This window comes from Campylobacter sp. US25a, from assembly GCF_004379075.1.
Classification (GTDB): domain Bacteria; phylum Campylobacterota; class Campylobacteria; order Campylobacterales; family Campylobacteraceae; genus Campylobacter_D; species Campylobacter_D jejuni.
Window position 1 is genome coordinate 68,777 of record NZ_RYYM01000002.1, and the last position, 24,374, is coordinate 93,150.

The following is a 24,374-nucleotide window of genomic DNA, read 5'->3' on the forward strand; positions in this document are numbered from 1 at the left end:
TGTCAAGTAATACAATGTATGCTTTACAAAAAAAAGTTTTTTTTGTAAAATTACAATAAATTACAAAAAGGAAAACATTGGAAGAGAAACAAAAAACCAATAAATCAGAAATAATATCGATAAGGCTTGATACTGTAACAAAAAACAAACTCGCCTATATATGCGAACTTGAGTATCGCCCTATGGCTTTACAAATAAGAAAAATCATTGAAGATTATATTAATGCCTATGAAAGCGAAAATTCATTATGGCAAAAAGGTGATTACCCTAATTAGTTTTATTTTTATTCTTAACATAATCGCTTAAAATTTTAACTATTTGAGTTGCTAAAGGGCGGTATTCTTTATCTGCTATTTTTTGCAACTCTTCTTTTAATTCTAATGGAATTCTTATACTTAGCGGTTTTGTTTGTTTTTTCATAATTCTTTCTCCTTTAATCTTTTTACTTCTTTAATAGCTTTATCATCATTTTTAAAAACGCCTATAAGCCCTAAAGCATCAAGTATTTTTATACGAAAATGACTAAGTTTTACATTGATTTCAATTTCTTCTTCGAGTTTCAATGAAATTTCATTTATAGCACTATCTTTTAATGCTATTACACCTTTTAGCCTTTGAATTTCTTTTTCTAAATATCTTATTTTTTCATTTTTTTTACTATTTAGGAACATAGTTTCGACCTTTCTTTTATATAAAGAAGCTCATAAATTTTATTTTGCAAAGAGCTAATTTCTTTTATATTTTTCATATTTGCTTCTATTTGGTCTTTTAACTCTTTTAAAAGTTCTATTTTTTCATTTTCAAGATTAGAAATTTCAGTTTTTAAATATTTATTTTCATCTTTTAAAGACTTGTTTAGCTTCATTTCTTTTCTATATTCATCTTTACTTAGTTTTATGATGACTTGTTCTTTTGTGTGATAAGCTTTCATTTTTTCTCCTTTTAGATTAATGCTTAAAAGGGACAACTGAGTTCTTTAGAATAGGAAATAAAACAAAAAGGCAAATTCTCAAGTAGTAAAGTTGCCCCATTTAAGCATTAAAGGAGCTTAAGAAAAGCCAAGAGCCTTGCTCTCTTGGCGTGAGTATTGTTTAAGTATAGGCTAAGCAAGGCTATTCTATAATTTTAGTGGTTTTTTAGTTTAGTTGATTGATTATTTCAATCAACTTTTTTACTATTTCTAACAATAAAAAAGCAATTTTTAAAAACTTCTCTATCATCAAAAAATAGCTCCTTCCCCACCAAGAGAAATTAGCCACTTAAACAATGTTATTTTATCAAATTTATTTTTATTTTTGATAAAGCCGAGCAAATCCGCAATCTCGGCGTTGTATAGTTGTTTAAGTTTATGCTAAGCGGATTTGGTTAAAATTTATCTGTGTTAAAAAATATTAGAGTTTTATAAGCTCTCTAATTAGCTCTAAGATTAAGATTAAAATTGTTAGAATTTTATCCCACATTTTAGAGCCTCCTTTCTCAACACCGAGACAAGTTAGCAACTTAAACTTTATAATTATACTTTCTTTTTCTTAAACTCTTGATTTTCTGTCGTTTTTAAAGTGCAAGAAAACCTTTGAAAAATAGCACTATAAACAATAATAACGAGCAAAGTTTATGGATAACTTGCTAACCCTTCCGCTATACAGAACTATCAACGCAATAGTAAAGCTTAATTTTCAAGCGGTCAAAAGCTTAAGAAAGCCCTTTTTAAAGGACTTGTTAAACTTTTAAAAAAGCTTTTTGCATTGTTTTTCGAATTTTCTAACTCTCTCTAAAAGCTCATAAGCATTTCTTATAAATTCATCTCCATAAGCTTGTAAAGAGATAGATATTTCTTCATCATCTTCTAAGCTTATTTCCAAAGAGTTTTTAAAATCTTGCAAGTTTGCAAATATATTTTCTAAATTCTCTTTGCTTTCAAACTCATTTGTAATTAATTCTTTCGTTTGGTTATAAATTCTTTTTTCTTCTCTGTCAAAATAAAAATCTGTAAAACTCATTTTTTATCCTTTTTTAAACGAAACTCCTAATCTTTGAGAGAAATAATAAATCCTTTGTTTTCAAACGCTTCTTTGGTGATTAAGTTTTTAACTGCATTATGAAGAACATTAGCTAAAAACTCTTCCAAAGAAGCGTAACTTTTTGAATAATTTCTTTCAAAGGCTATTTCTAGCATTTTTTTTAAATCAGGTCTTAATCTAATTTAATCTCTAGCATTTTTTCTCCTTTTTGTTTTGTTGAAATAATTCTACAAAATGGATAATTAAAACAAACTTAAAATTTATACAATTTGGATAATTTTTAAAAAATATTTTTTGGTATAATTTTTTAATAGGAAGATGAAAAATCAAAAAAATCTTTAAAAATATTTTTAGAAAATTGGAAGGATTAAAATTTGAGAATAATACTAGCTTTATTTATATATATTTACGCCTTTGGGATTGATGTATGCAAAGAAAAAGAAATCGAAATGTCTATATATAAATAAATATACAAATGCGTATGAAAATAAAAATTTAGGTTATTCAGAAGAAAAATTATACAATAAAGCTGTTGATGATTGTAGCGTCAAAAAAGATAAAGAAGTTTGTTTGTATATTTATAATAATTTTATTATAAATGGCAATTATAAGGTTGAAAAAAATATATTTAATTTAATTACAATATTAACACATCTAGGAATAATTATTCAATCAGACAAGGATAAAAAATATAAAGAAATTGATTATTTGATCTCTTTGGATAGTTATAAAAATGCCTTAGATGAAATAAATTATGTTTTAAGCAAAACAAATGATACAAAAACTATAGAGGGGCTAAAATTACTAAAAAAGATGAGTGATTTTGAAATTAATCGGGCTTATGCGTGTCCTTTGTATTATAATGATAAATTACAATCTGATGCAATAGACATGCCTTGTGCCTGTAAAAAAAATACTGCACTTTTAATAAAACCAGATACTATAAAACGAGCTTTTTTAAATTTAAAACTTTTATGTGATAAATACAAAGATAGCGTGAGTTGTGGAGTTGTTGGCGGACTTTATGAGAATGGCAAAGGCGTAAGGATAAATTTTAAACAAGCAAAAAAATATTATGGTTTAGCTTGTGATGGCGGTTATCAACTTGGTTGTGATGGATATAAAAGACTGATGGGGTATTGAGAGGTTAAGATTTATTTGATTTATGGTTTTATTTGTTAATTGTTTGAGTATTTGGATCATATTTAAGCGATAAAATTTTACTTGAAGTTAGTGGAGGTAGTTTTAAATTTTCTATCTTTTAATTTTTTTCCATAATTTTGCGCTATAGTACTTGCTTGTGGATTTCCAGTATGTGATATGGCTATATATCGTTTTTCAAAATCTTCATTAAGTAATTCATATATAGCTAGTATTTGCTCATAAGCTGTTTTTAAATTTCCACCTTTTAATTCTGTGTATATAATTATATCTTTTAAATCAGTTGTAGTAACAACATAATCACATCTTGATTGTTTATTTTCTAATTTACTGGTATCTTTTGTATCAATTAAAATTTTATAAAATTTTCTTCCATTGCATTCAAGTATTAATTTTACACTATCTTTACATACTAATGTTTTATTATAGCACTCGTTTTCATCTATAAACTGTTTTAATTTCATTTATCTAACTCTATTATTTTATAAAAATCATCCATGATTTCACTTGAAGCGGTATCTATATATTTAGCATCAATTAACATTGTCTCTTTATCTATAATTGAATAAGATTTTCCATTTTCTAGCTTATAAGCTATGAAGTCTTTATGGTTAAAAATGTTGTCTTTTTTGATTATTTTGTAGATATTATTTTGTTCATTTTCGTGTAATTTTGGTTTAATTATTGAAGCATAAAGAATATTATTTAATGCTGTCAGCATATAAGGACTATGGGTTGAAAACATAACATTTGGGTTATTTTTAGCATTTCTAAGACTTGAAAGATAATATGCTATATTTTTTTGATTAGTTGGAAATAGATTTGTTTCAGGTTCTTCTATAAAAATATCTAAAGTTGGTTTATTTTTTTCAGATAATAGAGTTTCAATAAATTTAATTCTTCTAATTACATTGTTTTCAGTGAATTTGCCTTTAGTGCTTATTGATTTTTTAAGATCAAATATTATATTTTCAATAGCGATTTTGTCTAAACTTTTCTTTTTAATGTCATATACATATGAAAAATAACTACTTATTGTTTCCATTACACTAGTGCTTTTTTCACCAGAGCTTGATTGCTCAAAAGGTATTTTTATATCATTGTGAATTAAATAGAACTTAATAAACCCAGCTTCGTTTTCAGTCGTTAATGTCGTATTTTCCATAGTCTTTAGTTGAAAATTCTTTACTTCGTTAATGCTTTCTATAAAATTTGCTATCATATCATTTGTGTGATAAGATGCTTTAATTTCTCTTTGCCTAGGAATTGCAAGTAGTTCAGGTAAAAAATTTCTAACATCATTTATAAATACTATTTTTCCAATTAACTGCTCTGTTTTTATGCGTTCTTGATATAAAGTTATATTTTTACCTTTTATTTCTATTAAAGGCTTATCATCTATAAGTGTAATCTCTGTGCTATGATTAACATAAATATCCAGCATTGACTCTTTAAGATAATTCATAAATTCTTTTTGATTTATATTATTAAATAACTTTGCCTCATGGAAAGATTTTATTTGTTCTTGTTTATATAACCATTTTAATAAGCTAATGGTTCTTAGGATAATACTCTTTCCACTCCCACTTTTTCCTATAATTACTGTAAATGGTTTTAAGATTATTTCTGCTTCTTGTATTGGTCCTAAATTTTTAATTATTATTTTTTGCATTAAGTATTGCCTTATTAAAATATTTATAATTATATCTTATTAAAAATAAAGAAAAGTATTTTTAAAATAAATTTTTATCACAATTAACCTTATATTTTTTTATACCCTCGTCATCCACTTCATGGTTTGGCACTTGATAACATTCTTTAAAATTCTCGCCTTTTAAAATCTTAGTGTAAGAGCTTGGAATGGCAATTTGATTTCTTATTCTTTGTGGATTATTATCATAATTAACCAAATTTAAAACTTCTAAACTTCCAAGCTTTGAAGCTACTTGTCTTTCTCTTTTTTCAATTTTATTCCAAACCCTTTGATTGATTTGTGGATTTGGTGGAGTAATATTACTCATTAAGAATGTGCTTCTTTGAGCTTGAGTTGTTTTTCTCATGGAAGCATTAGAAAGAGTGTGTCCCCTGTCGTAACCGCTGTTTTTATAATCACTCCAAGTGGTGCGATATTTTTTAGGGATATTTGTATCATCTTCAAATCGTGGGCGTTTTTTAATTTGTTCGCCTTTTAAATTTTCCGCTTCTAATTTATAAGCTACAGCTTTAGTACCTTTGTAGTTATAATCATAGCAATTAATATAATAAAATTTATCTAAAACTTGAGAGCAGTTTTGTTTAGTAAAATACTTTGCAAAATCTTCACTCGGTTTATATTGTGTGTAATCAGCAAAAGCTAGAGTGGATAACAATGGCAAAAGTATGAGTTTTTTCATTAATTACCTATTTTATAGTTTAAGCTACTAAATAATCTATATATTCTTCTTTTTTGCTCCAAAGAAATGCTTTTACATTGTGCTCATTTGAAGCATTGACTAAAGCGTCCATATTTTTACCTTCCTTATTGTTAAAAATAATAATATTATCAGCATTAGCTTTTCTTTCTTGAGGTAAATCCATAAAAGAGAATAATGTTGCCTTTAAATTGTCATTCTTTGGATTGTTGATTATTTTTATAAGCCTTTCTTTTTGTTGTGAAGATTTTGTAATTAAAAAATCAAATTTATGATTTAAATGACTTTTTCCATCCAAACTAATGTTTTCTGTGTATCTAATGAAATTTTCTTCAAAAAAATTTTTTACATCATCAAAAAAGAAACTTTGTATTTTGCCTTGAGCTAACACAAACATATCATTAACGCTTATAAGTGCTTGTATAAGATTATGTTGTTTTTTTGCAAAGTTATTTTCATTCGCACGAGTAAACAAGATATCATTATTTTTTTGAATATTAAAACCATTAAGAATTATTTCTAATTCTTTTAATCTTTTTTCTGAGTTAAAATCAAAACCGCTTAATGATAAATTTCTTAAAGTTTCTCCGCCATCACTCAACTCTATCAAATCATCTTTTTTCTCTATATAAAATAAAATATTATCATTGCTTTTATCTAAAAATGGCGTTGTAATTTCATACATATTATTTTCTATTTTGGATATATCAAAATTGCTTTTAATATAAGAAAAATAAGAATTCATAAGATTTTCTATGTTTAACAAAATAAATCACCTTTTGCAAATTTTATATTTATTATATTACAAAATTGGCAAAAATCATAGCTTTGATTTAAAAAATCATCATTTGTTTTAATATTAAATTCGTTTAAAGGGAAAGCCCATTTATCTGCATAGCTTTCGATAAAAATATGGATATGATTTTGGTCTCTAAATCTAAATTCGCTATATTTTTCCATAAGCTCTGATAATCTTTTATCACTTGGAATTTTATTTGGATTAAATTCTGGGTTTGTATGAGAAGCGTAAAAATCAATTCTTGCTATTATATTAGTTGCATTATAACGGTATTGGTTTGTTTTTCTTTGAAATTGCACACTAGATCTTGAAATATCAAGTATAAAACTATCTTTATGATATTTATCATCATCGCATTGTAATTCTATTTTTAAAGATTTAGAATTTTCAGAACTTGGCAACATATAAGTTTGTTGTATTTTTGGATGTTTTTCGATACTTAATAATTCTTTTATATTCATCATCCCACCACTTCTATAGAATTTTTAAAGGTTTCAATTTTCATTTACCAATTTTAAATTAGATTTTGCGTTATTTGGTGTCTTTTGAATTTTTACAACTTTATAGATTTTCAAATCATCGATATCATCGATATCAATCCTAAAAGTAGTCGTTTTAAAACTATCACTTTGGTTAACTGGTTTAAATTCAATAACTCCAACATCTTTCTTTTCTACAAAAATCTTGCAAGCAATTTCATTATTATAGGTATAAACAACAAGATCTCCATGTCTTGGTTTTGAACTGTCTGTATCATATATAATAATGTCTCCATCTTCAATTATAGGAAACATGCTATCGCCATTCGCTCTAGCTGCTTTTAAATTTGATTTATTTTGTGATAATGGTATATAAGTAAATTCATCTTGACACTCATAAACATCATTAATTGGCAAGCCGCAACTTATAGAGCCAGTAATTCTAATTCTTTGTACTTCAATTGGCTCATCTGATATTAAAACATTTGCATCAGTTTCTCCAAGAACTTTCAAAACCGCTTCGATAAATTCTGCAGTCATTTTTCTTTGTCCTAATGCATATTTTGAAATTGCAGCGGTTTTAATTCCATGTCCATTTCTATACCCATATGCGGTTAATTTCTCTGCTAGCTCATTTTGTGTTAAATTATGCTTTTTTAAGAGTTTCTTTAAATTCTCTCCATTCATATTTTATAACCTTATATTCCAAAATAATTATACATATTGTATAATTTATAATTCTACAAATCGGATTATTTTAAGAAAATTTTAATTATCCATTTTGTAGAATTATATTTATGAAAAGAATAGATTTAATTAAAAAAATAACTTTGAAATTTGGAGGAGCCAATAGCTCTTGGTATGCAAAACTTAACGGCAATAGGAAGGTTGATATAAAAACCGCATTAAAATTAAAAGATGAATTTAATATTCCATTAGAAGCATGGGGAGATTCTGAAATTTTGAGTAAAACAATGAATGAAATTATAAACATACCTAAGCGTGGGAGAAAGCGAAAGGATAGAGAATGAAAGTGATTAAAATCAACTCTTCTTTTATCAGACCACATACAATTAAAAGTTTTAGTGTTTATGCTGAGCAAGAATTTATTGTTCTTAAAATTTTTAATGGAGTGAATTATATACAGGATTTTGAAATATTTAAAAGCAAAGAGTTGGATTATCATTATACTTTTGGAGTAAAACAAAATTCAAAAACAGTTATGATATTAGATGAAATAGATAACTTAATGCAAAAACTCGCAGTAAATACCAGCCTTGAGGTTAAAAGACTTTTATCAAAAAGAAAGGGTTCTATTTTTAAAAATGAAACAATGTTTTTAGATTGTGAATTATTTAATTTTTTAGCGAAAAGCGAAGAAAAAAATAATATAGAACTACTTGTAAAAGAATATTGCAAAGAGCAAAGAAAAATAGGATTTTTCAAAAGGTTTTTTTTATGAAATTAGTTTTTTTGATTTACATAGCATCAATACTTGATGATATCAATCGCGTATTCTTTACCGCAGGCATTTTGACTCTTGCTTGTGGTATTTTTGCAATTATTCTCTACTATGGTAGCAAATTTGAACACAGTGAAGAATTTGCAAATATAGGAATAAAAGGAATGAAAATCTTTATTCCTATTAGCATAATAACAGGATCTATTGCAATTCTTACTCCAAGCAAACAAACTGCTTATTTGATGGCTGGTGCTTATATAGGAAATCAAGTTGCTACTAGTGAATTTGTAAATAATAGATTAGAAAAAATCATAGAAATTATAGATTTGAATCTTGATAAGCAAATCAAAGAATTACAAGGATTTAAAAAATGATACCAAGTTTTATAGCAAGCTTTGATGTGGCTATCGGGCGAAAAAGATTGAGAGAAAGAAAAGGCTATTTGAAATTATCAAACACTATAGCTTATGGAGGACTTAGTGTTGATGCTCTGGCATTATATATACAACTAGCTAAACTTAGTGAAAAAACGATTATAAGTGAGATCTATCTAAGAGAGTTTATAAAAGTTAAAAATAATCAAAGAATGAGTTTAAATAGATTAAGAATTGCCAAAAAAGAATTAATCGAGCTTAGGCTTTTAGAAATTAAAAAGGTTAGAAATGGATCTTTAAATTTTTATGAATGGATTTTAAAAGATGAAAATTATCAAGTTAAAAAGCATTTTAACAAATCTTTATCTTTGCTTAAAAACAGTGATGAAAAGCTAAGCAAAACTCTTAAAAATAACACTTTATCAATCGACAGAAAATTAACTACTGAAAACGAAAAAAAAGAGAATTTGCATTATATAGAAACACGCACGCACGCACACGATAATAAATTTATAAATAATATAAATATTAATAATAATAAATTTATAAAAAAAGAGAATTTAGAAAATTTAAAAAATAATCAAGAAAAGAAAGAATGCGTTTCTAATCAAAACGCCTCTTTTGTGACGAGCTTTATTGATTTTAACAAAAAGGAGTTAGAGAAAATGGCAAAAAAAGAGTTTAAAGTCCCAAATGCAAATGAACTCATGAGACAAATAATAGCTTTTAATGAGAAAAATGGCACAAACTTTGGTGAAGAGTTGGCTAATGATTTTATAGGCTATTGGGATGCTAGGGAATGGAAAAGAAATGGAAAAAGAATGTCAAGTGTGGCAGGAAGTCTTTATACATGGCTTAAATACGCTAAAGAAAATGAAGCAAGAAAAAATCAGCGTTTTAACAGAAAAAAAGAAGCCAATCCTAGTGTGGTTGATAGCTTGATGGAGTATTACGGAATGAAAGATGAGAACAAAAACAAGCTCTTAGGATGCTTTTAAGGAGTAAAAAATGCAAGAAAAAATACAAATTTTAATGGACTTATTGGAAATTAATAAGGCTCAAGCAACTGATATAGTAGGTAGATATTTGCAAGATGCAAAGGATATTCATGCTTTCTTAGATTTTTATTTCGAAACTTTAGAAAGAGAGAATATCGTAGGGACAACCTATGAGAAATTAAGAAGAGTTTGCAAAAGAGCTGAAATCGAGTTTAAAAAGCGTTTTGAAGACAAAGAAATTTTTTTAGAATGGTTAAAAAATAAATATAAAAATAGTCCATTTTTTAGATTGCTTGAAAGTGATTTTAAATACTCATATGTTTGTTATGATGGACAGGGCAACCTTTTTAAACGATTAGCAAAATCAATTAATATGTTGGTTTGTCTAAATAATTTTGGAGAATTAACCTACGAAGATGGAGAAATGCTAAAAAATAACGAATTTAAACACGCTTTAATAGATTTTATATTTAAAAATCAAGAGCGCATAGGAAAAGATATATATAAATACTTCTTATAAGATAAAAGGATATACATCTTTAAGCCATGAAGAAGAATATAATAACTTTAAGAAGGTACAGAAAAAATTTTTTAAGGAGAATCAAGAAGAATTTCAAAAGAAAGTAAAAGTCAAAATGGCTTTTAAAAATATAAGCTAAATTTAAGAAAGTCTGAAATGGAAAAGTATATTTTAAAAATTGATTTAAAAAGCAACCCAGTTCCTTATAAAAGAACCACGCAAAGATCTAAATTTGCATGTAAAGATTATCTTAAATATTTAGATTTTAAAAAACTCTTGCAAATGGAGTTTAGAAGACAAAATAATATTAGCTGTTTTCAAGCCTTTGATAAGCAAAAGAAATATGAGTTTTCTTTAAAAATAGGATTTAACAGCAAAAGGCATGGCGATGGGGACAATATCGTAAAATGCGTGTTAGATGCGTTATTTGAAAACGATAAGAATGTTTTAAAAGGCGATTATGAGATTATTAGTTTTAAAAAATCTTTTTTAAACTTAGAAATCAAAGAATTTGATTTTAAAGAAGGGGTGGCTTAATGGCTAGAATGATGACAAATGGCAAAAGTATGACAAAAGAAGAGCTTGTTTTAAAAATAGAGAGTTATTTTAATGAAAGAGTTGTCTTAAAAGAAACTAAGGAGAGTATTATTTTTGCACCTAAAACAAAAGTGGGATTAGCTGTGTATTTAGGAATTACAATGCAAACCTTAGGCGAGTGGGAGAAGGATAAGGATTTTGGAGAAATTGTATCTCAAGCTAAGCAAAAATGTGAAATGGATATTTTAAACCATTCTTTAATCGGTACTTATACCCCAAGTGTTAGCATGTTCTTACTAAAAAATCAGCACGGATATGTGGATAAACAAGAAGTAGTTAGCGATAATGTTCAAAAAATTGAAATCATAAGAAGTGAAATTAAATGAAATTAAAGCTTGACTTTTCTTACACTCCAGCACAACTTAAAGTTTTTGATGGTAAAAATCCACGCTTTATAACTGTAGCAAAGGGCAGAAGACTTGGTTTTACAAGGGGAAGTGCAAAATTTGTTATCGAAAACTTGCTTTTAGGACAAAATGTTTTATGGGTGGATACCATACAAGCAAATTTACAAAATTATTACGAGTTATATTTTACACCTGAGTTAAAAAACTTGCCAAAAGATTTTTACTCATGGAGTGTGCAAGACAAGAAACTAATTATTAATGGAGCAGTGCTTCATATGAGAAGTGCCGAAAGAAGTGAAAATATCGAAGGTTTTGGATATGACCTTGTTATCTTAAACGAAGCAGGAATTATTTTAAAAGGCAGCAAAGGAGAATATCTTTGGTATAACGCCATACGCCCTATGTTGCTTGATAACCCTAAATCAAGAGCGATTATCGGTGGAGTTCCTAAAGGAAAAAATCTATTTTATGAACTTTGCAGAAAAGAACTCAGCGATAAAAATTGGAAACATTTTCAATTCTCAAGCTATGATAATCCATTTTTAAAAGAAGATCAGATTAAAGAACTAATTGAAGAAGTGGGTGGAGAAGATAGCGAAGTTGTCAAGCAAGAAATTTATGGCGAGTTTATAGATAGCTCGAGTGCTGAATTATTTTCTCTAAGTGAAATTGAAAATGCGATGAGCAAGAACTCTTTTAGCATTGAAAAAATGCAAGGCGAGAATATTTGGGGGCTTGATGTAGCAAGATATGGAGATGATAAGAGTGTTCTTGCAAAAAGAAAAGGTTTTGTAGTTGATGAGATTAAAAAATACTCACAACTTGGAACTATGGAACTTGCTAATAAAATACTAGCTGAATACAATCAAAGCGAAGATAAACCAAAGGGAATTTTTATAGATACTTGTGGTCTTGGCGTTGGCGTATATGATGTCTTGTTAAATTATGGTTTGCCTGTATTTGAGGCAAATTCTGCAAATTCTGCAACCAGTAATGAATACTTAAATAAAAGAGCACAAATGTATTTTACCTTTGCTAAAAACTTAAAACACATGGAGCTTTTTAAAGATGAAGAATTAAAAAAAGATATGAGAATGATTGAGTATGAATATAGCGATAAAGGGCTTTTAAAGATAGTTTCAAAAGAACAATTAAAAAAGAATTATGGCAAAAGTCCTGATGTTAGCGATGCGGTGGCATTAACTTTTTTTGAAAAACTATACAGCAGAAACAATACTAATGAAGATTGGAGTTATGATGGCTGGTGAGTTTTTAATGATCTATGATGCAATTGATGTAAACAAAATAAAAAAGCTTTCAAATTTAAGCGATGAGGCTATAAAGTCAAGTCTTGCAAATGAATTTTTAGAGCTTGTATCAGGGTTTAATAATATTTCTAAAAAGAAATTTAAAAGAGAATTTGCGGAGTTTTTATTTGAAAAAGGAGTGAATGAAAAAGATATTTTAAAAATAACAAATTTAAGCAAAACAACAATATGGAGAATTATGAATGAAAACAAAAAGAACTAATGATGAGAGAGTATCGTTTTTAACACAACTCATTAGCGAAAGTAAAAGTGGATATGAAAATTACAAACCACACTTTAAAGAGTTGCAAGATGCTTATTTGCTTGAAAATAAGGTAATGCAAAAATTGAGAAAAAGAAATAAATCAAGCATTTACATACCAAAAATAAACGCTAAGGTAAAGTATTTAATCACTAGCTTAAATGATGTGTATTTTAATAGTGAGAGAATGGCAGATATTGAAACTTACATTAATAGCGATGATACGATTATAGAGCTTTGGCAAAATGCCATAGATTTTTATAGTGGTAAAATCAATATGTTTAAGATTTTTCAACCGCTTTTCTTAGATGTTTTACTTGTGGGAACGAGTATAGCTAAGGTTACTTGGCATAAGGGAATGCCACGCATTGAAAGAGTAGATATTGATAGTATATTCTTTGATCCAAATGCATTAAATAGTGAAGATGTAGGTTATATAGTTAATGAAATTTACCTAACTTATAATCAAATCCATGAAAGACAAAAGCTAGGGTTTTATAAAAAAATAGAAATTGAAAAGCTTTTTGATGAAGATGATGAGTATAAAAAAGTAAAGCTTTATGATATTTATGAAAGAAAAAACGATGATGAGTGGGTGGTTTCTACCTTATTTGAAAATAATTTACTTAGAAATGAAGTTACTTTGCAAGATGGACAGCCTTTTGTATGGGGTTCAATGCTACCACAACTTAAAAAGATAGATAACGAAAACTATGTAAGTGCTTATGGCGAGCCTATAATGGCTTCTGCTATGCCTTTGCAAGATGAAATTAATATAACTAGAAATCTTTTAATAGATGCAGCAAGAACTCATATCATGCCTAAAATAATGATGCCAAAATCAATGGGAGTAAGCAGAGAAGATATAGAAACCTTAGGAAAACCAATATATACAGACGATCCAAAGGGTGTGCAAATATTACCACCACCAAATGTAAATAGTGCGGGAATAAATTTACAACTTTTAGAAAGCGAACTAACAGAAGTAACAGGAATTAGTCCACAAAACAATGGAGCTCAAACTGCACAAAATGAAACAGCAACAGAAATTAGCATAAAAGCACAAGAAGGTGGGAGAAGAAGTGCTGATTATATAAGACAGTATAACGAAACTTTTATAGAGCCTTTATTTGATAGATTTGCAATGCTTGTTTTTAAGTATGGAGAAGATAATTTTTTTAATGGTTTTCAAAGAGAGGATATACCTAGTTTTAGATTTAAAATTCAAACCGGCACAGGTGCCATGAATAAAGAAATTAGACGCGCAGGAATTCAAGCTAGTATGCAAGTTTTTTCACAATTATATCAAATGTATATGAGCATAGGCGATGCAAATTCTGCTTATGGGATTATAAATGCTAGCAAAGAACTTATTAAAGAATTATTACCAATTTTAGGTGTAAAGAATGTAAATAGTTTATTTGCTTTTGAAAATAATGAAGATATTAATCCACAAATGCAAGGAGAAACTAATGCTTAATATTGAAATTAAAAGTGATATATCTAAAACTAAAGGAGGAAAGAAATTAATAGATTTTATCAAAGCAAAATATAGTGAATGTTTTTATATAGCAAAAAATAATGATGAGAAAGAGTTAAGGTTAAAAGCTTTAGATACTATGGCTTTTTTAGATGTAATAATTAACAAAATAAAGGATGAAGAAGATGGAAAATGATGCTTTAAAAGATTTAATAAATGTTATAACAGATGATGATAAAGGAGATGTTGCTAATAATGGCGATGAACCTACGCAAGTGGTAGATAATGAACCTATGCAGGTTGCTAATGAGAACGAGCCTGATTATAAGGCGATGTTTGAAGCTTATAAAAGTGAAAATGACAACAAATTAAATGCTTTAATGAGTGAGCTTGAAGCTTTAAAAAATCCAAAAAAAGAGCCAAGCGAACAAGAATTACAAAGAGAGCAGTATTTAAAAGAATTAGGACTTGATGGACTTGATGAGAAATTAAAAAGGCTTGAAGAGCTTGATAAAAAGCAAAAAGACAAAGAAGAGCAAGATGCACTAATCGCTAAATACGCACAAGTAGAAAGCGAGTTAAGAAAAGCCTATCCTGATGCGGATTTAAAGGCTATGGCAGAACTTGCAACAAAATTAAATGGTTTAGGCGAAGGGAATATTGACAGCTGGAAAACCTTACTTAATTTGGTCGGAAAATCAAATAATGCCAAAAAAGCTGAAGATTTATCAAGTGCAAATAATAATGTAAGAACTAGTGATTTTAACGATAAGTTAAAAAAAGGCGAAGTTAGCGAGATAGATCTAGGCAAAGAATTATTAAGTTTAGTATAAAGGAGAAATTATGGATTTTATAACAGCTTTAAAAGGTGGTACAGGATTAGGCTCTAGTTTTGCAGATACTTTGATGAAAACAAGCAATTTCACTCCAAATTTAGCAAGTAGCAGTGGTGGTTTTTTAAATGGATTAAAAAATTCTTTTAGTAATTTTGGAGATTGGTTATTTAAAAGTTCTGATGCAAATAAAGTAACTAATTTTGATAGATTAGGAAATGTTTTAGGCGGTGCTGGTGCTTTATATGGTGCTTATAATCAGCAAAAGATGGCGCAAAAGAATTATGAGCTACAAAAAGATGCTTATAACTTCAATAAATATCTAGCTAATGAAGAATTAAATAGAAGAAAGAATATGGAAAATAAACTTCAAAATGTTTGGAGCAATTAAATAGATTTGGATTTAAGGAAGCCAAAGGGAAATTATAGCTCCCCTTTAAAAAGGGGAAATCAAGTATTAATAAGCCTTGACTATAATTATACAAAGTAGTATAATTATAACTATAATTTTGGTTAGCAATTTAATCACCTCCCAACTGGGCGGTAAATTAACGCTAAAGGGTGGCGACCCTTTGGCGTTGCACCCTTTTAAAATTATACACAAACTTCCTTAAATCCTTTATTTTAAAAGAAAGAATAAAGGAAACAAAATGGCATTTTATAACCCACAAAGAGTAGTATTTAATCCTGATACAGGCGTTATACAAAACGCAGGAAAAGTCGGTGGTGTCTTATATGACATCATGAGCAAAAGTTTTGATGATAAAGTTAAAGCTAATGAGTTTCAGCAAGAGCAAGATTTAAGAAAGCAACAAATGGAATTTAATCAGGCTATGCAAAATAATCAGCTTTTGCAAAATGAGAGAAACTTTGATTATCAAAAAGAAAGAGCAAATATAGCAGATCAGCAATGGCAAATGAATTATAATCAAAGAGCTAGACAATATGCCATGCAAAATGCTTTAAGACAGCAAGCAATAAATGCTAATAAGGCTTACAAGGATTTAAATTATCAAAAAGGATTATTAGAACTCCAAAAATTACAAAATGAGATAAATGCAAAACAAAAAGAGCAAGATTTATTAAATGGAGTTTTTAGTAATAGTCAAGATTTTGATAGTCAAAACAATATAAATTTACAAAACAATACAAGATATAAAGCAGACGCTCAGTTTTTAGATTTAGCAAATAATCAAGGTAAAACATATGATACAACCCATGGTTTTTGGAATGGAGCTATAGAGCGTGGTTTTGGTGGATGGGGAAGTCAAAGTACGGATTTAAATGATGCAAGTGATTTATTCTTAAAAAGAATGCAAAGTGATTTATTAAGGGGTGGTAAAAATGCTAAATGGAATTTAGAGAATATACAAGCCAATTTCCCTATTAATGGTTATACTATGGAAGCAAATAATCAAAGGGTAGCTCAAGCATTAGCAGGAGAATGGTTAGCAGAAGCTCCAAATTCTTTTAAAATGGAATTAGTAGAAAGACTAGGAAATGCCAAAACAAATATAGAAAAACAAAGTGCTATAGAAGACTATCAAAAGAATATGAATTTTTATAATAACTATGCCCCAAAGGTAAAAGCTTTTTATTGGGATGAAAAATACTCAAAACCTAGTAAAAATGCGGTAATTATAGATAATTCAACAACTAATCAAAATATACAAAATGATTTAGTCAAAAATATATTAGAAGTGCAAAATCAAAATGCACCAAAATTACATAGCGTTAGTTTTAATGGAATTAATGCTCAAATATCAGAGCCTGATGCTAATGGTAATGTAATATTAGTTAATCAAGCAGGTAGAAAAATGCAAGTTAGCGTAGAAGAATTAAAAAAACAAGGATTAATACAATGAATATAAGAGAATTTTTATTAGAAAAACCACAAGAAAATAATATTATTTCATTTTTACAAGATGGAGCAAGTCAAAGTGAAAATCAAAATACAAGTGAATATTTATCAAATTTAAAAAATGAAGTAATAAATGATTTTTATAAAAATAAAGATAAATATGCTAAAGAATATGAAAAATATAATTTCAAAGACCAAAATTTAACAAATCCTATGGGAAATATTAGTGAATATAAAAGGGATTTATATGATTATAATAAAAATCCATCCATGAATGCTGATGATTTAAGTAATTATATTTTAGATAAGCAATCTAAATTTAATGCCTCTAAACCTATTTTTGCTGATGATAATGAAGTAGTAAGAAAAAGTAATCAGTTTATGAGAGATTTAGGCGATGAGTTGCAAAAATCAGGGCGTGGAAGATTATTGCAAGATGATGATGGATCTTATTGGGTGCAAGATAATAACGGAAATTATTCAAAAGTGCAAGGTAGCACTATGGGTAATTTATATCGTGGATTAAGAGATAATGGTGCTAGTATGGCTTTAGGAACAGCAGGTGCCATTGGCGGTACAATGCTAGGCGGTGGGGTTGGTATGGTTGCAGGGGGAGCACTTGGTGCATCTTTAGGGGCAGGATATGATTACTACGGAAATACAAAAGATACAAATCAAGATATGAATTTAAAAGAAGCTTTTATGCTTATGGGCGAAAATGCAGGACTTTCTTTAATAGGAGATGCAGCTTTTGCAGGAGTTGCCAAAGGAGCAAGAGCTTTAAAAAATACCTATAATATGGCAAAAACAGGAGCACAAGCCGGTAAAGATATGATAGATGGCATGGCAGTAAAAGGTGGTAATTTAAAAGAAAATATAGGGGATAAGCTTAGAAAAATAAGCCCTAGTATTTTAAATGATTTAGCTTCACAAGGTAGCGAAACTTCAAAAGCTTATGCAAGAGAGCTAATAGAAAGCGGAAATAGAAATTATGATGATATATTGCAAAAATCAAGAGCTATGCCTTTAGAAGTTAATCAAGGAAATGCATTAGTTGATGGAGTGGCAAGCAAAATAAAAGATTTCTCAAATACTGCAAAAAATGGCTTTGTGAAAAATACAGCAGACAGCGTAACTAATTCACTAAATAATATTAGTAAAAATATAGGCTCAAAAGAAGCAGCACTGAATCAACAAGATCTTATTAATCTTTCTTTTATGAATGATGATTTAGCTAATATGGCAAGAAGTGTTTTAGCAAATGACCCTAAAATGGCAAATAAGGTTGCAAACTCTTCACACTTACAAGATGAGGCTATATTAAAAGAGTTAAATTTAAATAATGCTTCTAAGGCTGATGAGCTTTATGCTTTAAGAGATGCTAGAGCAAAAAGAGCTTATGATGAATTTGGAAAAGGACTTGATAAACTAGATGAACTTAATCCAAATGGTGTAAAAGTAGATAAGCAAACCATAGATGATATAGTTTTAAACTCAAGTGTTTATAGTGAAAGCACACCAGCTATGATAAAAAATTTTATTCATGAAGCAAAAAGCGGTGCATTAGATGGTAAAAGCGTTAAAGAGATTTACGATAGAATTGATGCTATAGGCAATAAAATAAAAGAAAGCTCAAGTTACAACTATAAAGATTTTTTAAATAGCTTAAAAGACGCATTTTTAGAAAATATAGTAAAAAGTGCTGATAATCCCCAAGAAGCAAAAGAGATTTTAACCAAGATTAGAAAAGATTATGCAGATTTTAAAGTATATGATAAAAGTAAATTAGGAAAAAAACTAGAAGGAAGTGAAAAAGAGATATCAAAAGATATAGATAAAATACTTAATGAAACTAATCCAAAAAAGAATTATGAAGCTATAACAAAAGGACTTAATGATGATGAGATTAAAGTTTTAGATAATCAAATAATAACTAGAGCTTTAGAAAAAAATAAAGTAAATATAGGAGATGCCAATAATCCCAAATTTGCAGTAAATTGTAAAGCGGTCATGGATAATTTTGAAAACTTTAAACCAAAAAGCAAATCAGGACAAGAGAAGATTGAAGTTTTAAAAACAATAGGTGATTTACGTACTAACTTTGAAACTGTAATAGATGGTATTTTAAATTCAAAAGCAAAAGAACTAGGACATGGAATAAGTACAAATTTCATAGAAAGAGCTAAAACAATGCTTGTTAATAATTTCACTGATTATATAGCTTTTTATTTTATGAGATTATGGGAAGTTGGCAAAAGAGCTGGAACAAGAATACAAATGCGAAGGGGGTTTAGCAATATAAATAATTTAAAAGATTTTGATAGATCGGCTAAAGAATTTATAGAAAGTATTAAAGATAAAACACTCAAAGAAGAAGCACAAGAAGCTAGAAAAGAATTTAACTCAAAAGTTAAAGATTTAATTGAACAACCAAATAAAACAATTTTAAGAGAAGAAAGTAAAAATAAATTAAAATCTATACTTAATAAAGATATAGAAAATTCTCAAACAAAAATCAAAGCTAGGGTTAGCACAACTGGATTAAATAAGATGACTAGCGATAAAGCTATACAAAAGAGTATAAATAATGGATTTACACTAGAAGAACATTTTAAGGCAGTCAATAATATAGAAGGTTTATTAAAAATGCAAAATTTATTATGAGTGAAGCTGATAAAAAAGGAAGTAAAGATGTAAAAGCTATACATAGATATGTAGCTAATCTTAATAATTCTCAAGCAAAAATAACATTAAAAGAAAGTTATGAACACGGACACAGGATTTATTCTTTGGAGCTAGAAGAATTAAGCCCACTTCCTAAGCCAAACGCACATCCTAAAGAAAATAAGGCAGAAGTGGAAAACATAAACTCACAAGGTGGCAAAGATGTGCGAAATACCACGAGTTTATTTTCTAAAAATTCTACCCAAGCTAAGCCTAAAAAAAACTTAATGGATGATATAAAAGATAATATTAAGAATAAAGAAGTAAAGAAAAAGAATAAAAAAAAGCGTAAAACAAAGACTTGATGAAAAAATACAAAATGATAAAAAGGCTAGCGAAGATATTCTAAAAAGATATGATAATTTTCTAAAAGAAAATAAAGACAATAAACTTGATTTTTTAGATAAGATGAATTTAAATACTGTTGAATACAACTTAACTAGACAGATGATAATCAATGCTAAAGAAAGCACAAATAAAGGGGTAAAAAAAGATATTCCAAGTGCTTTAAGGGGTAAAATCGAACAAGAATTAAACATACAACCTTTAAAAGAATTTGGTGAAAATTATGCAGAATATTATCACGATGGAAAAGGTGCTTTACAAAAACTACTCATTGAAAAACAAGGACAGGTAGCAGGTGCTTTTCATAGAAAAGATTTAGGAGATATTGATTTGGTTTGGGGAGATGGAAACTTTGGATTAAGTCATATTGTCAATCGAAGAGAAGAAGATTTCATTAAACAAGGGTTAAATAAAATAGAAGCAAAAAATAAAGCTTTAAATTTTATAAAAGAAATAGAAAATATTATAAATAATGGAAATGTAAAAAAAGGTAATAATAGAGCTTTTATTGATATTAAGAATAGTAGAGTTATGGTAGCACTTGATTATAAAGGTAAAGATAAAAAGTGGATTATAACTGCATATAATTTTTATTAATATTATCGCCCCTAGCTTAGCCGATACGCACTAAAGCTAGGCTTAATACTGACACTTTAAGCGTGAGTAGTGTCAATGGCGATTATTAATTATAGCATAAATTCAAGCATATACTGATTTTAATTAGATTATACTTTTTTTATAATTAATTTATACTTATTTTATAAAAGTATAAATATTTGAAGTCTTCACCCTGCTTTTTTTGAAGACTTTTTAGTGTTTTAAGGACAAACTAAGCAGGGTTTCTTTAAAATATCATTAACTATATTAAAAGATTAGTTCTTATCTAGCTCTTTATCGCTACGATAAGGACTACTAAAAGCATTAAGATTATAATAACTTCGTTCATCTTAACCTCCTTTCAAACTTTTTACAAAGTCTTCAAAGAGATATCCTTAAAACCATAAAATTATACATAAAAAATACTTAAAAATTTAATTTCATTTCAAAACACACTATATTTGAAATAGTCATTTTTGGAAAAATCCTTAAAACTAAACTAAGGAGAATTCAAAAATGGCTTTACCTTCAATGGGGCATACAGCACCCGCAACAGAAAATGTTAAGTTAAAACAATCAATATATGAAACGATTATTAAAATTGGAGCTACTGAAACACCAATTCTAAATAAAATAGGCACTTCAAAGGTTACAAATCCTTTAACTCATAGTTGGATTACTGATACTTTTGAAGAACCAAAAAAGAATGCAAATTTAGAGTTAAGTAAATTTGTAGGCGAAACAAAAAACACAGCTCAAAAAACTACAAATGCTACTCAAATATTCATTACCGAAGCCATGGTATCAAAAGCTTTATTAAAAGCAAATCAATATGGTGGTAATGAAATGGAGTATCAAATAGGCAAAAAAACCAAAGAACATAAAATGGATATGGAGTATGCTTTATTTGGTCTAGGCAGAGATAGTGATGTAAAAAAATCAGTTTTCAAAGATTATGTTCAAGCACAAGAAGCAACAAGTGGAGAAATGGCTGGACTTTTTCATTATATCGCTAAAGGAAAAGATAGCTTTGCTGATGGAAAGCGTGGAAATGTATTAGCTTTTGATGAAACAGGAGATTGGAGCGGAACTGCAACAGAACTAACAGAAGATAAACTCAATCAAATCTTACAAAACATTTGGAATAGTGGAGTTACACCTAAAGATGTCTTTTTAGGAGCTGACTTAAAAGGAGCTATTAACAAATTTGCTACAAGAATTTTAGGCAATGAAACAAAACTAGTAGGACAAGTAGTAAGCCTTGAAACAGATTTTGGAACGGTAAATTTTCATATGCATAGATTATTAAGCCCTAAATATGGTTTGGGGAATGTTTTAATTGCTGGGGATTTTGAGTATATGAAACATGGGCTTTATATTCCTACTATGATTGAAGATGTTCCAACTGATATTACTGCAAAAGCAAAAAGATTTTACACACAAAGCACTTTAGAGGTAAGAAATGCTGATGCTTTTGCTATAGGAGTGGGATTAACTAGTACAAATAATACAAAGGCTAAAGCGGTTTTAAAAGCAGCAAAAGGTGCATAATGCTTTGTATTATGGCTAAAAAACTCATTATCGCTAAAGTTAAAAATTCTTACAAAATGATAGAAGATGATGAAGTTTTGAAAGCCTATTTTATGGAAGCATTTTATTATATTTTATCAAAATGTGTTCCTAGCGTTCTTTTAAAAAATGTAGAACAAGGCGAAAAAGTTTTTAGGCAAGTTAGGAATAATCATTTTTTGATTATTCCTGATGAGCCTGATTTTGACAATGAAAAAGAACATTTAATGATAGATGAAACACTTAGTTTTGCTGTGATTAATTATGTTTGTTATTTGATTACAAGATGCGAAGAAAAAGACTTTCTTGCATTATGTGACAAGATAATTTATGAGTATATAGCTAATGATGGCAAGGAGCTTGATGATGAAAGAACATGGTTGTAATTGTAATTTCACAAAAAAATTTAATAGAGCTTTGAGTTATAAAGACTATGTGCAAAGTATAAATAGTGCTGATTTTATAGCTTATTTAGATGATAAAAAATGGCTTTTAGCCATGGATGATCTGCTTTTCTTTTGTGAAAAGAGAATTAAAGATAGTGATTATTATGAAGGTTAAAAATGGGAACAAGTTTAAACGAGTTAAAAACAGGTAGAGAAAAACTTGAAATTATAAATCAAGTTTTAGCAAGAATTTCAGATGTTGCTACTGCTTTGGATAATACTAGAATAGAAGAAATTATAGGCTTAAAAGAACAAGTTAATAACTTTTATACTCAAACTTTAGAGCTTAAAAATTTAGTTATAGAAAATAGCGAACTTACACAAAGCAATACTGATTTTGTTAAAAACAAAAAAGATGAAATAGAAAAAATAAGCAATAAAATAAACGATACTTTAAACAATATAGAGAATATCTATAATAACATTATAGAGTTAGAAAAAAACATAAATAATGGTGTTAATATTGTTAAAGAAAAATATCCTGAGCTTAACGAGTTTAATAAAAATTTTGAAATTATAAAAATAAAACTCGAAGAATATTATGATATAGCTGTTGATTTTAATGCAGGACTTGAAAAAGTAGAAGAAAACAAAAATCTTACTAAATCCTATTTAGATTTATCAATAGAGCTTAAAGAACAAATTTTACAAGAATTAGAACACGCACAAAGTATTAAAGATGATTTGCATTCTAATATAGAGCTTGTAAATAAGCTTGTTTCAAATATTATAGCAACAAAGAATGAGATTATATCCATAACCAATGATTTTAAAAATGTAAAATCAGAAGTACAAGATATAGTTAATGATGCTGAAGCAACAATAAAGCTTAAAATAAACACTATTCTTTTTGAAAATCAAAGATTAAATCAAAATATGATTGATTTATTAAAGCGTTGTGAAAAATTAGAAGATGAAATAGTAGGAAAATATGAAGATGTCTTAGAAGCTATTGAAATTGTTAATAAAGCTGATGAAACGATAAACGATTTAAATAATGCAATTTTAGCTTCTAAAGAATTTGCAAATGATTTAAAAAGTTATACACAGATTATTAAAGATTTTAAAATTCAAATTGATAATTTAAAGCTTGATTTACAAAGTTATAATGATAGATTAAAAGGTGAGCTTGATTTAAAAGCCAATGAAATAGATATTAGCATTCAAGCAAAACTTAGCGATATAAATCTTTTAAAAGAGCAAATGCAAACTCTTTATGAAAATACTAAAAATACAACAGATACAGCTTTAACTAATTTTATAGAAAGAGCAAAAATAGCTAATGAAGATTTAGGGAGATTAACAGAAGTAGCAAGAACTGAACTTGCTAACGATAAAACAGCTATTGAAAGCTATTTATTAGAGCTTAAACAAAGTATTATCGATGAGATGAAGAAAGTATCAAGTGATATTACAGATGAAACAAGTGGAATATTAGCTCAAAAAAATCAAATAGAACTTATCATAGCACAAGGAAAATCAGCTTTAGATACTTTAATAAATGAGTTTAATTCAAATTATCAAAATAAACTTAATGAATTTAATTCTAATGCTAATGAAAAATTAAGAGCAATTAATTCTCTTAGCGAAGAAAGTATAGCAAACATACAAAGTAAAACAGATGAAAATATAGGTAAGTTAAATACTGCTAGCGAAGAAAAACTAGCTAAATTTGATGAAATTATAAAAGACAATTTGGGCGGAATTTATTCTCACATTTTTTCAATAGAAAATGTCTTACTTGATAAAAAAATAATTAAATTAAGTTATAAGGAGTAAAT

At 27.9% G+C, this 24,374-nt stretch carries 32 protein-coding genes and 1 pseudogene; 22 read left to right on the forward strand and 11 right to left on the reverse strand.

Annotated elements, in window-relative coordinates; all coding sequences use genetic code 11:
• Positions 1–77 precede the first annotated feature (77 nt).
• Positions 78–275: a hypothetical protein gene (locus ELQ12_RS02520; protein ID WP_002810107.1), complete on the forward strand. Its 198-nt coding sequence runs from the start codon at positions 78–80 to the stop codon at positions 273–275.
• On the opposite strand, the gene ELQ12_RS10200 is transcribed toward ELQ12_RS02520, so the two are convergent.
• The 5 genes from ELQ12_RS10200 to ELQ12_RS02540 all read right to left on the reverse strand — a co-directional run bounded on the left by ELQ12_RS10200 (position 268) and on the right by ELQ12_RS02540 (position 2,176).
• Positions 268–420 (reverse strand): hypothetical protein, encoded by a 153-nt coding sequence (locus ELQ12_RS10200; RefSeq protein ID WP_002871210.1) that lies wholly within the window; start codon positions 418–420, stop codon positions 268–270. The two genes, ELQ12_RS02520 and ELQ12_RS10200, sit on opposite strands and share 8 nt — an antisense overlap.
• A complete protein-coding gene (locus ELQ12_RS02525; RefSeq protein WP_070261585.1) occupies positions 417–671 on the reverse strand; it encodes a hypothetical protein in 255 nt (84 codons plus the stop codon). The genes ELQ12_RS10200 and ELQ12_RS02525 overlap by 4 nt, the downstream gene beginning before the upstream one ends.
• Positions 662–931: a hypothetical protein gene (locus tag ELQ12_RS02530; RefSeq protein ID WP_070261586.1), complete on the reverse strand. Its 270-nt coding sequence runs from the start codon at positions 929–931 to the stop codon at positions 662–664. The genes ELQ12_RS02525 and ELQ12_RS02530 overlap by 10 nt, the downstream gene beginning before the upstream one ends.
• A 796-nt stretch (positions 932–1,727) precedes the next feature.
• A complete protein-coding gene (locus ELQ12_RS02535; RefSeq protein ID WP_070261587.1) occupies positions 1,728–2,000 on the reverse strand; it encodes a hypothetical protein in 273 nt (90 codons plus the stop codon).
• 26 nt (positions 2,001–2,026) lie between these two features.
• A complete protein-coding gene (locus ELQ12_RS02540) occupies positions 2,027–2,176 on the reverse strand; it encodes a hypothetical protein (protein WP_208379387.1) in 150 nt (49 codons plus the stop codon).
• A gap of 268 nt (positions 2,177–2,444) precedes the next feature.
• Here ELQ12_RS02540 and ELQ12_RS02545 point away from each other — a divergent pair, with 268 nt between their 5' ends.
• Positions 2,445–3,164, forward strand: a complete 720-nt coding sequence (locus ELQ12_RS02545) for a sel1 repeat family protein (protein ID WP_243834119.1) — start codon at positions 2,445–2,447, stop codon at positions 3,162–3,164.
• A gap of 77 nt (positions 3,165–3,241) precedes the next feature.
• On the opposite strand, the gene ELQ12_RS02550 is transcribed toward ELQ12_RS02545, so the two are convergent.
• The 6 genes from ELQ12_RS02550 to ELQ12_RS02575 all read right to left on the reverse strand — a co-directional run bounded on the left by ELQ12_RS02550 (position 3,242) and on the right by ELQ12_RS02575 (position 7,558).
• On the reverse strand, positions 3,242–3,646 hold the full coding sequence (locus ELQ12_RS02550; protein ID WP_134264553.1) for a hypothetical protein: 405 nt from the start codon (positions 3,644–3,646) through the stop codon (positions 3,242–3,244).
• Positions 3,643–4,854, reverse strand: a complete 1,212-nt coding sequence (locus ELQ12_RS02555; RefSeq protein ID WP_070261590.1) for an AAA family ATPase — start codon at positions 4,852–4,854, stop codon at positions 3,643–3,645. The genes ELQ12_RS02550 and ELQ12_RS02555 overlap by 4 nt, the downstream gene beginning before the upstream one ends.
• Positions 4,855–4,915: 61 nt before the next feature.
• On the reverse strand, positions 4,916–5,575 hold the full coding sequence (locus ELQ12_RS02560; protein WP_070261591.1) for a DNA/RNA non-specific endonuclease: 660 nt from the start codon (positions 5,573–5,575) through the stop codon (positions 4,916–4,918).
• Between the two features lie 19 nt (positions 5,576–5,594).
• Complete coding sequence (locus tag ELQ12_RS02565; RefSeq protein ID WP_002810124.1) at positions 5,595–6,359, reverse strand: DUF1828 domain-containing protein; 765 nt, start codon at positions 6,357–6,359, stop codon at positions 5,595–5,597.
• Complete coding sequence (locus tag ELQ12_RS02570; RefSeq protein WP_186820845.1) at positions 6,353–6,853, reverse strand: hypothetical protein; 501 nt, start codon at positions 6,851–6,853, stop codon at positions 6,353–6,355. Before ELQ12_RS02570 ends, ELQ12_RS02565 begins: the two co-directional genes overlap by 7 nt.
• Positions 6,854–6,886: 33 nt before the next feature.
• Positions 6,887–7,558, reverse strand: a complete 672-nt coding sequence (locus ELQ12_RS02575; protein WP_070261593.1) for a LexA family transcriptional regulator — start codon at positions 7,556–7,558, stop codon at positions 6,887–6,889.
• Between the two features lie 110 nt (positions 7,559–7,668).
• Between ELQ12_RS02575 and ELQ12_RS02580 the strand changes: the two genes are divergently transcribed.
• The 20 genes and pseudogenes from ELQ12_RS02580 to ELQ12_RS02675 all read left to right on the forward strand — a co-directional run bounded on the left by ELQ12_RS02580 (position 7,669) and on the right by ELQ12_RS02675 (position 24,372).
• The gene (locus ELQ12_RS02580) at positions 7,669–7,902 is read left to right on the forward strand and encodes a hypothetical protein (protein WP_032599974.1); all 234 of its coding nucleotides are present in this window, start codon (positions 7,669–7,671) and stop codon (positions 7,900–7,902) included.
• Positions 7,899–8,333 (forward strand): hypothetical protein, encoded by a 435-nt coding sequence (locus tag ELQ12_RS02585; protein WP_126215148.1) that lies wholly within the window; start codon positions 7,899–7,901, stop codon positions 8,331–8,333. The genes ELQ12_RS02580 and ELQ12_RS02585 overlap by 4 nt, the downstream gene beginning before the upstream one ends.
• The gene (locus ELQ12_RS02590; protein ID WP_052847754.1) at positions 8,330–8,707 is read left to right on the forward strand and encodes a hypothetical protein; all 378 of its coding nucleotides are present in this window, start codon (positions 8,330–8,332) and stop codon (positions 8,705–8,707) included. The genes ELQ12_RS02585 and ELQ12_RS02590 overlap by 4 nt, the downstream gene beginning before the upstream one ends.
• A complete protein-coding gene (locus ELQ12_RS02595; protein WP_070261595.1) occupies positions 8,704–9,705 on the forward strand; it encodes a hypothetical protein in 1,002 nt (333 codons plus the stop codon). The genes ELQ12_RS02590 and ELQ12_RS02595 overlap by 4 nt, the downstream gene beginning before the upstream one ends.
• A gap of 10 nt (positions 9,706–9,715) precedes the next feature.
• The gene (locus ELQ12_RS02600) at positions 9,716–10,225 is read left to right on the forward strand and encodes a hypothetical protein (protein ID WP_237925276.1); all 510 of its coding nucleotides are present in this window, start codon (positions 9,716–9,718) and stop codon (positions 10,223–10,225) included.
• 156 nt (positions 10,226–10,381) lie between these two features.
• Positions 10,382–10,762, forward strand: coding sequence for a hypothetical protein (locus ELQ12_RS02605; RefSeq protein WP_002861660.1), 381 nt, complete (start codon positions 10,382–10,384; stop codon positions 10,760–10,762).
• Entirely contained in the window at positions 10,762–11,148 is a 387-nt protein-coding gene (locus ELQ12_RS02610; protein ID WP_059119422.1) for a terminase small subunit, read from the forward strand. The genes ELQ12_RS02605 and ELQ12_RS02610 overlap by 1 nt, the downstream gene beginning before the upstream one ends.
• Positions 11,145–12,437 (forward strand): terminase family protein, encoded by a 1,293-nt coding sequence (locus tag ELQ12_RS02615; RefSeq protein ID WP_134264554.1) that lies wholly within the window; start codon positions 11,145–11,147, stop codon positions 12,435–12,437. Before ELQ12_RS02610 ends, ELQ12_RS02615 begins: the two co-directional genes overlap by 4 nt.
• A complete protein-coding gene (locus tag ELQ12_RS02620) occupies positions 12,427–12,699 on the forward strand; it encodes a hypothetical protein (protein WP_002781524.1) in 273 nt (90 codons plus the stop codon). Before ELQ12_RS02615 ends, ELQ12_RS02620 begins: the two co-directional genes overlap by 11 nt.
• A complete protein-coding gene (locus ELQ12_RS02625; RefSeq protein ID WP_134264555.1) occupies positions 12,680–14,218 on the forward strand; it encodes a hypothetical protein in 1,539 nt (512 codons plus the stop codon). Before ELQ12_RS02620 ends, ELQ12_RS02625 begins: the two co-directional genes overlap by 20 nt.
• Positions 14,211–14,414: a hypothetical protein gene (locus ELQ12_RS02630; RefSeq protein ID WP_052858026.1), complete on the forward strand. Its 204-nt coding sequence runs from the start codon at positions 14,211–14,213 to the stop codon at positions 14,412–14,414. The genes ELQ12_RS02625 and ELQ12_RS02630 overlap by 8 nt, the downstream gene beginning before the upstream one ends.
• A complete protein-coding gene (locus ELQ12_RS02635) occupies positions 14,404–15,051 on the forward strand; it encodes a hypothetical protein (RefSeq protein WP_070261597.1) in 648 nt (215 codons plus the stop codon). Before ELQ12_RS02630 ends, ELQ12_RS02635 begins: the two co-directional genes overlap by 11 nt.
• 10 nt (positions 15,052–15,061) lie before the next feature.
• The gene (locus tag ELQ12_RS02640) at positions 15,062–15,442 is read left to right on the forward strand and encodes a hypothetical protein (RefSeq protein ID WP_002791792.1); all 381 of its coding nucleotides are present in this window, start codon (positions 15,062–15,064) and stop codon (positions 15,440–15,442) included.
• 259 nt (positions 15,443–15,701) lie between these two features.
• Positions 15,702–16,916, forward strand: a complete 1,215-nt coding sequence (locus ELQ12_RS02645) for a hypothetical protein (RefSeq protein ID WP_070261598.1) — start codon at positions 15,702–15,704, stop codon at positions 16,914–16,916.
• A 2,273-nt stretch (positions 16,917–19,189) separates the two neighbouring features.
• Positions 19,190–19,941, forward strand: a pseudogene (locus ELQ12_RS10860) (hypothetical protein).
• A 103-nt stretch (positions 19,942–20,044) separates the two neighbouring features.
• The gene (locus ELQ12_RS10595; RefSeq protein ID WP_070261600.1) at positions 20,045–20,578 is read left to right on the forward strand and encodes a hypothetical protein; all 534 of its coding nucleotides are present in this window, start codon (positions 20,045–20,047) and stop codon (positions 20,576–20,578) included.
• A 516-nt stretch (positions 20,579–21,094) separates the two neighbouring features.
• A complete protein-coding gene (locus ELQ12_RS02660) occupies positions 21,095–22,129 on the forward strand; it encodes a DUF5309 family protein (protein ID WP_134264556.1) in 1,035 nt (344 codons plus the stop codon).
• Positions 22,129–22,533: a hypothetical protein gene (locus tag ELQ12_RS02665; protein ID WP_038816909.1), complete on the forward strand. Its 405-nt coding sequence runs from the start codon at positions 22,129–22,131 to the stop codon at positions 22,531–22,533. The genes ELQ12_RS02660 and ELQ12_RS02665 overlap by 1 nt, the downstream gene beginning before the upstream one ends.
• A complete protein-coding gene (locus tag ELQ12_RS02670; RefSeq protein ID WP_002799287.1) occupies positions 22,514–22,708 on the forward strand; it encodes a hypothetical protein in 195 nt (64 codons plus the stop codon). The genes ELQ12_RS02665 and ELQ12_RS02670 overlap by 20 nt, the downstream gene beginning before the upstream one ends.
• Positions 22,709–22,710: 2 nt before the next feature.
• Entirely contained in the window at positions 22,711–24,372 is a 1,662-nt protein-coding gene (locus tag ELQ12_RS02675) for a hypothetical protein (protein ID WP_070261602.1), read from the forward strand.
• Positions 24,373–24,374 lie beyond the last annotated feature (2 nt).